Raw genomic sequence first — 12,024 nt, 5'->3', positions numbered from 1 at the left:
TCAGATCTTGAGCTGACTGCCCAGTTCCACCACCCGGTTGGTCGGCAGGCGGAAGAACTCCATCGCGCTGGCCGCATTGCGCAGCATCCAGGCAAACAGCTTCTCGCGCCACAACGCCATGCCGGGTTTGTCTGCGCTCAGCAGCGTCTGGCGTGACAGGAAGAAGCTCGTTTGCATCATGTCGAACGTTTCGCCGCACATGCGCACCTCCATCAATGCGCGCGGCACGTCGGTTTCCTCCAGGAAGCCGAAATGCAGCTTCACGCGGTAGAAACTCTCGCCGAACTGCTCGACCGACGAACGATGTGTATCGGCCACGTAAGGCACATCCTCGATGACCACGGTCAACACCACCACGCGTTCGTGCAGAACCTTGTTGTGCTTGATGTTATGCAGCAGCGCCGATGGCACGCCGGCATGGGCTGAAGCCATGAACACGGCAGTGCCCGGCACCCGTGCTGCAGAATTGTGCGCCGATTTGGCAAATACGCCCAGCGGAATGGATTCCACCGCCATGTTCTGCCGCATCAGCGCACGGCCGCGGTTCCACGTCGTCAGCATGGTGAAGATGATGAGCCCCATCACCAGCGGCACCCAGCCGCCATCGGGAATCTTGGTGAGATTGGCGGCCAGATAGGCAATGTCGAGCACGAAGAACAGCGTCAGCAAAGGCGCCGCTTTCCACCAACTCCAGTTCCACAGCTTGCGCAGGACGACGGCCAGCAGGAAATTGTCGATCAGCATCGCGCCTGTCACTGCGATGCCGTAGGCAGCGGTCAGGTTCGAGGAACGCTGGAACACCGCCACCAGCACGAGCACTGCGATCATCAACGCCCAGTTCACCACCGGGATAAAGATCTGTCCGGCGGTTTCCGACGTGTGCTTGATCGTCATGCGCGGCACGAAACCCAGCTGTATTGCCTGCTGCGTCACGGAGAAGGCGCCTGATATCACCGCCTGGCTCGCAATGACAGCCGCCATCGAAGCGATGAGGAGCAGCGGCCACTGAAACCATTGTGGCGCAAGATAATAGAACGGACTTTCAAGAGCGGCCGGGTTGCGCAGCAGTAAGGCAGCCTGCCCCAGATAGTTGATGGTCAGCGCCGGCAGCACGAACACCAGCCATGAAACCCGGATCGGTGGCCGACCGAAATGGCCCATGTCGGCATACAGCGCCTCTGCCCCGGTCACGGCCAGAACCGCCGCGCCCATGGCAAGAAAGCCGCGCAAGGGATCGGCGATGAACATGGTGATGGCGTAATGCGGTGAAAGCGCGGCCAGAACCTCGGGCATGCGCACGATGCTGGCAATGCCCAGCACCGAAATGGTGGCGAAATAGACCAGCATGACCGGGCCGAACAGGCGCGCAACCCGCGCGGTACCGCGCGACTGGATGAAGAACAACCCGACGATGATGACCATCACGATCGGCACGACGACATCCTTCAGGCCCGGCGAATAGACCGCCAGCCCCTCGATCGCGCCCATCACCGACACCGCCGGCGTAATCATGGAATCGCCGTAGAACAGCGCGGTGGCGAACACGCCCATCAACACGACGTAACGGGTGCCGCGCTTGTCCTTGCGCAGCGCGCCCTGGATCAGGGCAATAAGCGCCAGGCTGCCACCTTCACCGCGGTTGTCGGCGCGCATGATGATGGTGACATATTTGACCGTCACGATGATGATCATCGACCAGAACATGAGGCTGATGATGCCGAACACATGCAATTCATCGAGCGGAAGGGGATGATGCCCGGCAAAGGTGTCGCGCATGGCATAAAGCGGGCTGGTGCCGATATCGCCGAACACCACGCCAATCGCGCCGACCGCCAGCTTGAGCACGTTCTTCTCGTGCGCCCGATGCTGGTCCGCCGGCAGGCCTGCGGGCAATGTTGAGACTGTCTCGTCGCGGACGATATCGCTCATCGGTGTTCAATGCCCCCAAGGCTGTATCGCACCGCAGAACCTAAGCTTGGCCCTGCAGCAGCGCGCTGAGCCGCTTAGCAGCAGCCTTCAGGCCCGGCAAGCAGATCGGCCATCGGAGCACCAAAGGTCAGCGAGGAGGCGGTGCCGCCGGAGCTTGTATCGGGCTTGCCTGCTTCGGGCCCGGCGATTGTAGCGGTTCCAAAGCCTGCTCCTGCTCCTGCCCCTGTGCTTGGGCCGACCCCTGTCTCTGGAGCGCGAGGATCATGTCCAACTGCTTCACCCTTGACGCAAGATCCGCTTTCCACGCAGCATCGGCGTCGCCCGGCTTGGCCAGCAGCTCTGCCCAGATCGCTCTGGCATCGGCGAACCGGCCCGATTGGGCGAGCGCCAGGCCGGTGAAAAATGGGGGGCCAGGATGATCAGGCGCAATTTCCGCGGCGCGCTTGTATGCCAGAAGCGCAGCAGGTGTGATGACGCCGTCGGTATGACCAACCAGCGCGTTGCCCAGCGCCAGCCACAGATCCGCATCGTCAGGCGACTGCCGGATTGCGCCACGCAACAGCCCCGCCGCCGTGCCGAACTGTCCCCGGCGGGCAAGCGCGTCGGCGGTAATGAGGAAAGCGGAACCCGAAATTTCTCCACCGCCCAATGCCTTGCGCAGCTCCACTGCTCCATCAAGGTCGGTAGTGACTGTCTCGCGAATTGCGCCGGGCGATCCTGCAAAACCGGGGCTGCCTTGTGCGGCATAACCGGCAAGGCCGATCACGATTGCAGCGCCTGTGACTTCCCACAGCCTGCGCGGCAGCTTCAGGACAAGGACCATGATGGCAAAGGACGCAAGCCCCAGCGCGACGGCGAGGATCAGACCCATCTGAACAGGCTCACGGTTCGCTCGATCCGACGTTCGCCTTGCGAAACCGCCGCCGCAACAGCAGTACCGCAAGCAGGATCAGCAACAAGGGAGCAGCAAACAACGGCCATGTGGAGGGGTTCACCACTGGCTTGTAGCTGACATAATCGCCGTATCGCTCCATCAGCCACGCGCGGATCGCCTCCGGGTCCTCCCCCGCCGCGATCCTGCTACGCACTTCGTTTCGCATGTCTCCGGCCATGGGAGCGTCGGAATCGGCGATGGACTGGCTCTGGCAGGTGAGGCAGCGCAGGCTTTCCATCAGCGTTTGTGCCTGCGCCTCGGCCATGGGATCTTCGAGCTGAACATAAGCGTAGGGTGCCGGCGGCAAGCTTTGCTGCGCCAGCACATCCGTGCCGCCAGGGAGCGACAGCAGTAGCGCGCATGAAAGAGCCTGGCGCAGACTGCGCGGCAGCCGAAGCGGCGAGCGGGGCATCATGCCGGCAGCGGCCTTTTCGCTTTGCGCCATTCCGAAATGATCCGGGGTATGTCACGATCCATGATCGGCCCGATATGCTGATACCGGATAATGCCGGCGCCATCCACGACAAAGGTTTCCGGCACTCCTGAAGAGCCGATGGCCAGCTGCACCTTGCTGACATCGTCCTTGCCGATCGTACGGTAAGGGTTGCCATGTGCATCAAGGAACGCTGCGATATCTTCACGGCGGTCGCGGATCGCGATGCCATCGATCGCGATGCCTTCCTGCGCCAGCGTGGAAAGCTGCGGCGCTTCGACTGCACAAGGCACGCACCAGCTGGCAAAAATGTTGAGCAGACGCGGTTGACCAGCACCAAACGCGGCAGAGGACAAGCCGACGGCACTGTCGAGTTCCTCGTCAGCTTTGTCGCCGAGTGCCGGCGGCAAGGCAAATTCGGGCAGCGGCCGGCCGATCATGGCGCTTTGCACATCGCGTTCCGCAGGAGCGAAGAGGCCGCTTAACGCAAGCGCAATGAAGCCGGCGAACAGTGCCAGCGGCAGCCAGACTGCCCAGCCGCGGCCGCTGTGCCGGCCCGCCTTCATGCCAACGCCGCGCTATCCTGGCGCCGTTCGGCAATGCGCTGACCGATCGCGCGACGCTTCACATCTTCCGTAACCCGCCCAGCCAGAGCGATTGCGCCGCCAAGTGCGACGAGCAGGCCACCGATCCAGATCAGCGGGACAAACGGCTTCCACCAGACCCGCAACTGCCAGCGGCCATCATCCGCCTGTTCTCCCAGTACCGCATAAAGCTGCCCGTTCCATCGGGTGACAAGCGCCGATTCGCTGGTGGTCATTTGCGGCATGGTAAAATTGCGGGACTGTGGATGCAGCAGGATTTGCGGACCTTCACGATAGGAAGCGACCAGCCTGGCCTCCAGCGCGGTCCAGTTCTGTCCGGCAACAGGTTCGATGTCCAGCAAGCCCAAAGTCCACGGCCCCACCATTAGCGTGTCGCCGACAGCAGTGGCCGCAAGTCGTTCTGTGGTAAAGGCAGCGTTGCTGGCCATGCCGGCAAGCGCAACCGCAATGCCGAAATGGCTGATCACCATGCCCCATAAAGGCAGCTTGGCACGGCGGAGGTCACGCCGGACCAGCGGCAGCAGGCTGGCAATCGCCAGCATGAAGGCAAGAGCCAGTCCCCCGAGCGGCAGCAGCCCCATATCGGGCGCAAACACCCAACCGACTAGCAATGTAAGCACAAGAACAGCGAAGGGCACAATCAGCCGCCCGGCAATCCGGGACAGGCTGTCATCGCGCCAGCGCAGCAGCGGACCAATGGCCATGACCACCAGCATGGGAAAGACAAACACCGCGCTGGCCGGATTGAAATAGGGTGGCCCGACCGATACCCGAACCCCAAACGCTTCGGTGACAAGCGGATACAGCGTGCCAACCAGCACGATCCCCAGTATCGCTGTCAGTGCGACATTGTTGAACACCAGACTGGCTTCGCGGCTGGACCATGCAAACTGCTTGCCTTCGTTCACCGTACTTGCCCGCAAACCGAACAGGGCAAGCGCGCCGCCGATGTAGATGCACAGCAAAGCAAGGATGAAACTGCCTCGCTCCGGACTGACGGCAAAGGCATGCACGCTCGTCAGGATGCCCGACCGCACGAGGAACGTGCCAACCATTGACATGGAAAACGCGATCACACCCAGCATGATCGTCCAGATTCGCAGGGCATCGCGCGCGGCAAGCACGCTGACCGAATGCAGCAGCGCCGTCGCAGCCAGCCATGGCATGAGCGAGGCATTTTCCACCGGGTCCCAGAACCACCAGCCACCCCAGCCCAATTCATAATACGCCCAGTAGCTTCCCGCCGTGATGCCGATGGTAAGAAAGATCCAGGCACCCAGCACCCATGGCCGCATCGCACGCGCAAAATCAGGGCCGACCTGCCGCGTGACCAGTGCGCCTACTGCAAAGCTGAATGCCACCGACAGACCGACGTAACCGAAATATAATGTCGGTGGATGGAAGGCGAGCCCGATATCCTGGAGCAGCGGGTTCAGACCCGCACCTTCGGTAGGAACCGGCTTGATCCGTTCAAAGGGATTGGAGGAGAATAGCAGGAACGCGTAGAACCCCAGACTGACAAACGCCTGCGCGGCCAGCGTCGCTATCATGGTGCGTTCGGGCAACCTTCTTTCAAGCAGCGCCACAAGCGTGCCGGAAAGCGCCATGACCGCCACCCACAGCAGCATTGAACCTTCGTGGTTGCCCCAAGATCCGGCAAATTTGAAGATGAGCGGCTTGAGCGTGTGCGAATTGGTGGCCACCAGCAGCACGGACAGATCGGTCCGCAAGAACAGCCAGATCAGCAGGAAGAACGATAGCGTCGCCAACACCCCTTGGGCAATCGCCACAGGCCGCACCGCCTCTGCGTAAGGAGCCCCTGCGGAGCGCAGTGCCAATGCTCCTGTGACAAGTTGCAGTAGCGCCAGCGCCGCCGCGAGCCACAGCAGGACAAGACCGGCTTCTGCAATCACCCGCTCGTTCCCGGCCTGCTTTTCCCGACCAGACCTTGAGCCTGCGCGTCCGTCATGTCCTGCAATTCACGCGGAACGTAATTTTCATCATGCTTGGCGAGCAGATTATCGGCAACGAAAATGCCATCTGCGGAAAGCCGACCTTCAGCGACGACTCCCGAACCTTCGACAAACAGGTCAGGCGTGATGCCGGAATACTGCACCGGAACAATCGCGGTGCCGTCGCCGACCAGGAAGCGGACGGTTACCCCGTCGGCCTGCGTGACCAGCGAGCCTTCCTGCACCATGCCGCCCAGCCTGACTGCCTGATCGGGCGTAGGTGACGCTGCGAGCATGTCACTTGGAACATAGAAATAGCTTGCCTGATTGCGCAGCGCATAGGCCGCCAGCAGCCCTGCTGCGATGAGCACGAAAACAGCGACGATCAGCAACACCAGCCGCTGATGCTTGGGCCGCAGGCGTGTTGCCGCAAGTCCCGTCATTTGCGGCGCACCTCTTCCCGGCGCTGTTCAGCGCGTTTCATGCCGAACCAGCTCCATGCAACCATGGCCAGTGTTGCACAGACACCGATCGCGTAGGCGGCAATGACAAAAGGCCAATGCTGCAGACCTTCGTTCATGATGCGCATCCTGCCATCCTGCAATGCCCTTGCCTTACGATAACGCCCTGCGGCGCAGGCGTGCTTCTGTCTGGACCTGCGCCAGCAAGGTGCGCATGCGCGCCAGCACTATTCCTGCAAACAACAGCGAAAATCCGAGCGTTGCCAGCAGGAGCGGCAAGAGAAACACGGTGTCGATGGCCGAATTGCCCAAGGTGATGCTTGGCGGCTGATGCAGCGAGTTCCACCAGATCACCGACCGGTTGATGATGGGAATATTGACCGCGCCGACAAGCCCGAAAATTGCCGTCACCCGGTTGCCGCCAGCACCCGCCGACATATCGCGCTGCGCTGCGCCCGCGAGCGCGAGATAGCCAAAGTAGAGGAACAGCAGCACAAGCATCGAGGTAAGCCGGCCGTCCCATACCCACCATGTTCCCCATGCCGGCCTGCCCCAGATGGAGCCGGTTACCAGGCAAACAGCGGTAAACACCGCGCCAGGTACGGCCGCCGCGCGTGCCGCAATCGCCGCCAGAGGGTGACGCCATACCAGTTCGACCACGCTGGCAATCGCGATCATGGTCCAGCCGCCCATGCCCAGCCAGGCAGCGGGAACATGGAGGTAGAGAATACGCACCGTCTCGCCCATCAGCCGGTCCGCCGGTGTGGCAAAGACGCCCCAGAACATGGCGACCGCCGTCAGCACCAGACCTGCCACAAGCAGCAAAGGAGTCAGCCAGCGGGCCATGCGCAAGAACCGGGCGGGATTGGCAAAACCGTGCATGTCGTATCCAGCCATGCTTTGACAGCGCCGGGCCAAAGCTGCAACCCGTAGAATCGGGATCTTGCAAGGAAATGCCGGCCTTCATGCCGATTGTCAGGCGCGTCCCAGCCGCGCCCGCGCCATTGCATCGGCAACAGCGGACGGAGTTCTGCCGGTGCTTTCACTTTCGCTCCAGATCTCGCGAAGCCGGTTCGGGATCTGCTCGATCCTGCCTACCACTTCCTCACGTTCGGCAATGCGCCCGTCCTGTCGGGCAAGGTATTCGATTGCGACCGAAATGATGCCGCCTGCGTTCAGAACATAGTCCGGAGTGTAGAGAACGCCGTTTTCCTCCAGTATGCGGCCATGCTCGGGCCGCGCCAGCTGGTTGTTTGCTCCGCCTGCGACAATCTGCGTCCTGAGCTGTTCGATGCCATGATCGTCGAGGATCGCGCCGAGGGCGTTGGGGCTGAACACGTCGCACGGAACGCTCATGATGCGATCGGCGGATACTGCCTCCGCGCCCAGTTCCGCAGCCAAGGCCTGTGCACGCTTTGCATCCACGTCACCCAGCGTGAGCCGGGCGCCGTCACGGGCAAGCAGACGCGCCAGCCGCCCGCCCACGCTGCCTGTCCCCTGTATCACGACATGAACACCGGCCAGATCTTCCCTGCCCAGCCGATGCTGCACTGCGGCCGCAAGTCCAAGGTAGATTCCCATGGCCGTGAACGGCGACGGATCGCCGCCCGCGCTGTGTTCGCCCTGTACCGGAAGGCCCGTTACATGAGTGGTGTGTGCGGCGATCCGGACCATGTCCTGCTCGGACATGCCGACATCCTCGGCGGTAACATACTGCCCGCCCAGAGCCTCTACCGCCTTGCCGAAGGCGGCCAGCATCTCCGGCGTCTTTGTTGCTTGCGCATCGGCAATGATCACTGCCTTGCCGCCACCCATGGGCAGGTCGGCCATTGCGTTCTTGTAGCTCATGCCCTGGGAAAGGCGCAGCGCGTCTGTCACTGCATCGTCACGATCGGGGTAGTGCCAGAACCGCGTGCCGCCGGCACCGGGTCCAAGATGCGTCGAATGAAGCGCGATCACTGCGGCAAGCCCGCTTCTGACATCGTGGATCAGCGTCACCTTCTCATGATCGTCGAAGGCGGGATTATTCCACATCAGCATGTCTCCGGAGGACGTGCGGCAGCGCGCCTGCTGCTGCGTGGCGAGCAGCGCAAGCGAATACCATTGGAAAAATGGGGCGATCGACGGGTCTTGAACCCGCGACCTCCGGTACCACAAACCGGCGCTCTAACCAACTGAGCTACGATCGCCACAACGAGGCGAGGTCATCTTCGTCATGACCCGAACCGCCTGTTTTCACTGCCCTGCCTCTACGTCAAGCGCTAAGGCAAGCCTGCGCGCCCTCTTGCACAGGATGCCGGTCTTGTGAAGGAAAAACGATGCCATTGACAGATGATGCGCAACAAAATGCTCGCGGGACCCGGACTGCGCAAAGCGCGGGCGTGGCCATCAGCGCCGCCGTGATTCGCCGCATGATCAGGAAAACCCGCGATCGCCTGTCCCATCAAGCAAGCTCGAGTATGGAATCGCTGCGTGCAAGAACGTAAAGTGCAAGACCTGCGTCTCTTGCACGGCGGATCGCCATGCTGGTCGGCGCCGAGATCGTGACCAGACCGCCCAATCCCCCGCGCACTGCCTTTTCAACCAGTTCATAGCTGCATCGTGCGCTCAGAAGCGCAAACATGGGCCGTTGCTCCTGTTGCGCGGCAAGGGCGCCGATTGCCTTGTCCAATGCATTGTGCCTGCCGACATCTTCACGCACGATCGCGATCCGCCCGTCAGGAGCGCAGATGGCCGCTGCGTGCATGGCACCTGTCGCGCGGCCAAGCGGCTGCAGCGTCCGGAGCGCGCGCAATGCGGCAAATACGGCAGCAGGTTCCGGTCGGCAGGGCACCGCCACCTGCGGCAGGGAACGCGCTACTTCGGCAAGCGTCTCCATCCCGCACAATCCGCAACTTGAATCGCCAATGCGGCGGCGGACGCGAGCGACCATCGCCTGCGCTGTTCCACCCGGCAGCGTGGTGCGCACAATCCAGCCATGCTCCACCTCGGCAAAATGACTGGACAACGGGGCAGTTTCAGGCGTCAGCAATCCTTCGCCTATGGCAAACCCGCGCGCGTAATCGTCGAGGTCGACCGGCGTTGCCATCATCACGGCATAGGTAATTCCATCGTATTCCAGCGCCACAGGAACCTCGACCGGCAGATCGCGGTCAATCCTGCGGGTCGGCGTGCCAGCGGCAAAATGCTCGACAAAGGCTTGCCGGACAAGGCCGCTGGTCATTACTCCTTTACCAGGCGGACCGGCACGCCCTTGGACGCCGGCGTCTTTGACAGCACATCATGATACCATAGCGGGACAAGCGGGTTGAGTTCGGGAAAATACCCTGCGACGCACCCCGACGGAAGGTTGAACGGGGTAACCTTCAAGCCCTTGACCACCCGGCGCACGTCATCGCCCGCATCCCCGACCAGCGTTACCATGTCCCCGTCGCTCAACCCGTCGCGCGCCATGTCCTGCGGGCTGACCAATACGATCATGCGCGTCCCTTCCAACCCGCGCAGCCGGTCGGAATGGCCATAGATCGTGGTGTTGAACTGATCGTTGGAGCGGACCGTAACAAGGTGGTAGCGCCCTTCGGCCTCTCCGATCCCGCAAGCATTGAGCACTGTCGGGTCAGTGAACTGCGCCTTGCCGCTGTCCGTCTTCCAGATACGGTCATGCGCTCCGTTGCCACGGTAGAATCCCCCCGGCTGGTTCATGCGCGCATTCATGTCGTGAAACTCGTCCAGAAATGTGCGGGCGATCAGGTCGCGGATGATGCCATAATCACCCATCCATTCATCCCAGCGCAGCTTTTGGCGCGGCGGCAGTGTCGCCTTTGCCAATTCGCATATGATCGCCGTCTCGCTTTTGAGATGCTCGCTGGCCGGCGCGCGCTTGCCGATGGAGCCGTAGATATGGCTGAAACTGTCCTCCATGGTGACGGTCTGACGGCCAGATGCCTGCACATCATCCTCCGCACGCACGAGGCATGGCAGAATCCACGATGACTTGCCGGGCATCATGTGCGTCTTGTTGAGCTTGGTCGCGATGTGCACGGTCAGTTCCATGTCGCCCCAGGCGGCATGCACCCGTTCATGATCGGGTACTGCCTTTGCCAGATTGCCGCCAAGACCGATGAACCCCTTGTTGGTTCGGTCAAGCACGGCTTGCACGAACTCCACCGTGGTGTGTCCGTCCTCCGGAGGGGTCTCAAGGTCGAACAATTCCCGGTACTTGGCGACCGGGGCGAGCTTTGTCTTTTCGGTGATGCCGACGGTTCGCTGCCCCTGCACGTTGGAATGACCGCGAATAGGCGTGCAGCCTGCGCCCTGCCGACCGATGTTGCCGTTGAGCAGGAGCAGGTTCACCAGCATGCCGATCGCCTGCGAACCATGCACATGCTGGGTGATGCCCATGCCGTAGATACCCATGACATTGCGCGCTTCGGCGTAGACATCGCCAGCCCGCTCCAGCTCGGGACGGTCGATGCCGCTGTTGCGTTCGATCTCATCCCAGCCGGTCGCATCGACTTTTGCCCGAAACGCATCAAGACCCGCTGTATGCTGAGCGAGAAAATCGTCATCGAGAACAGGTTTTGCTCCTGCTGCCCGGGCCATGGCGTCGCGTTCCAGCACACGCTTGCACACACCCATCAGCGCGGCAATGTCACCGCCCGGCTTCACCTGCATGTAAAGGTGCGAAAGGCTGGTCGGCCGCTGGGTAATCATCTGCACCGGGTTCTGCGGATCAATGAACTCCAGCAGGCCCTTCTCGCGCAGCGGGTTGAACGTCACGATCTTGCAACCGCGCTGCACCGCCTGCTGCAGCGGGCGCATCAGTCGCGGGCTGTTGGTGCCGGGGTTCTGGCCAAGATAGAAGATGGCATCGCAATGATCGAGATCTTCAAGCGTGCAGGTGCCCACAGGAGAGCCGATGACTTCCTTCAACCCGACCGACGTCGTTTCGTGGCACATGTTGGAACTGTCGGGCAGATTGTTGTGCCCGTAGGCTCTTGCGAAAATCGCATAGAGATAGGACGGTTCGAGCGCCGCCTTGCCAGAAGCGTAGAAGGTCACGGCTTTGGGATCGAGACGGTTCAGTTCGGCGGCGATGTTGGCAAACGCCTCCTCCCAGCTGGCGCGGACGTAACGGTCGGTCTGCGCGTCGTAACGCATCGGCTCTGTCAGCCGGCCACGCATCTCCAGTTCGTAATCGCTGCGGCTGCGCAGTTCGGTGACGGTATGCTGCCATATCCATTCAGGCGTGCAGCGATCGCTGGTCAGGTCCCACAACGTCGCTTTTGCGCCATTTTCGCAAAATTCCGCCACATGCGGATTGGGCGGCTTTGCCCAGGCGCAGGACGTGCACATGTGGCCTTCGGGCTTGTTCTGGCGATAGAGGGTTTCAGCAGCACCCGGCCCTGCCCGTTGCTTCAGCTCGATACGGGCGATACCCTGAAGGGAACCGAAACCGCCGGCGGCGCCATGATATTCCCGCGGCTGCGCCAACGTTCGGGAGGAGGATCCGTTTGCCGAGTGCAGCGGCGTTTGCGCCTGCTGGTCAGGCTGCTGCCCGTTGAAATGTGTTTCCTCGCCGCTTCCGGTGTGATCCGCCGCCATGCCCTGCTCCCTTGCAGCAGTATGGATGCGCTGCCTGCATCCTCCTGCGATGATTGAACGACTGAACCTCCAGTTCGTTCACCGGATTTATGAAAGCCTGCCCGTG

Annotated in this window: 11 protein-coding genes and 1 tRNA gene; all 12 read right to left on the bottom strand. The window is 61.8% G+C overall.

The genetic code is table 11. The features are described 5' to 3' along the window. Positions 1-1,929 carry a potassium transporter Kup gene (locus tag RM533_RS10375; protein ID WP_311341159.1) on the bottom strand — a complete coding sequence of 643 codons (1,929 nt, stop codon included), beginning with the start codon at positions 1,927-1,929 and terminating at the stop codon, positions 1-3. Positions 1,930-2,056: 127 nt separating this feature from the next. Beyond that, on the bottom strand, positions 2,057-2,800 hold the full coding sequence (locus tag RM533_RS10370) for a tetratricopeptide repeat protein (RefSeq protein WP_311341158.1): 744 nt from the start codon (positions 2,798-2,800) through the stop codon (positions 2,057-2,059). A gap of 10 nt (positions 2,801-2,810) precedes the next feature. After that, positions 2,811-3,275, bottom strand: a complete 465-nt coding sequence (locus RM533_RS10365; protein ID WP_311341178.1) for a cytochrome c-type biogenesis protein — start codon at positions 3,273-3,275, stop codon at positions 2,811-2,813. Beyond that, positions 3,275-3,862, bottom strand: coding sequence for a redoxin domain-containing protein (locus RM533_RS10360; protein WP_311341157.1), 588 nt, complete (start codon positions 3,860-3,862; stop codon positions 3,275-3,277). The genes RM533_RS10365 and RM533_RS10360 overlap by 1 nt, the downstream gene beginning before the upstream one ends. Beyond that, positions 3,859-5,814, bottom strand: a complete 1,956-nt coding sequence (locus RM533_RS10355; RefSeq protein ID WP_311341156.1) for a heme lyase CcmF/NrfE family subunit — start codon at positions 5,812-5,814, stop codon at positions 3,859-3,861. The genes RM533_RS10360 and RM533_RS10355 overlap by 4 nt, the downstream gene beginning before the upstream one ends. After that, positions 5,811-6,296, bottom strand: a complete 486-nt coding sequence (gene ccmE, locus RM533_RS10350; protein ID WP_311341155.1) for a cytochrome c maturation protein CcmE — start codon at positions 6,294-6,296, stop codon at positions 5,811-5,813. The genes RM533_RS10355 and ccmE overlap by 4 nt, the downstream gene beginning before the upstream one ends. After that, a complete protein-coding gene (locus RM533_RS10345) occupies positions 6,293-6,433 on the bottom strand; it encodes a hypothetical protein (RefSeq protein ID WP_311341154.1) in 141 nt (46 codons plus the stop codon). Before RM533_RS10345 ends, ccmE begins: the two co-directional genes overlap by 4 nt. A gap of 34 nt (positions 6,434-6,467) precedes the next feature. Next, positions 6,468-7,196 carry a heme ABC transporter permease CcmC gene (ccmC, locus tag RM533_RS10340; protein WP_311341177.1) on the bottom strand — a complete coding sequence of 243 codons (729 nt, stop codon included), beginning with the start codon at positions 7,194-7,196 and terminating at the stop codon, positions 6,468-6,470. Positions 7,197-7,289: 93 nt separating this feature from the next. Next, entirely contained in the window at positions 7,290-8,354 is a 1,065-nt protein-coding gene (locus tag RM533_RS10335; protein WP_311341153.1) for a Glu/Leu/Phe/Val family dehydrogenase, read from the bottom strand. A 72-nt stretch (positions 8,355-8,426) separates the two neighbouring features. Further along, positions 8,427-8,503, bottom strand: a tRNA-His gene (locus RM533_RS10330). A 254-nt stretch (positions 8,504-8,757) separates the two neighbouring features. Next, the gene (gene fdhD, locus RM533_RS10325; RefSeq protein WP_311341152.1) at positions 8,758-9,537 is read right to left on the bottom strand and encodes a formate dehydrogenase accessory sulfurtransferase FdhD; all 780 of its coding nucleotides are present in this window, start codon (positions 9,535-9,537) and stop codon (positions 8,758-8,760) included. Beyond that, a complete protein-coding gene (locus RM533_RS10320; protein ID WP_311341151.1) occupies positions 9,537-11,918 on the bottom strand; it encodes an FdhF/YdeP family oxidoreductase in 2,382 nt (793 codons plus the stop codon). The genes fdhD and RM533_RS10320 overlap by 1 nt, the downstream gene beginning before the upstream one ends. Between the last annotated feature and the right edge of the window lie 106 nt (positions 11,919-12,024).

This window comes from Croceicoccus esteveae (assembly GCF_031846435.1).
Classification (GTDB): Bacteria; Pseudomonadota; Alphaproteobacteria; order Sphingomonadales; family Sphingomonadaceae; genus Croceicoccus; species Croceicoccus esteveae.
This window is presented reverse-complemented; position numbering and strand designations above follow the sequence as displayed.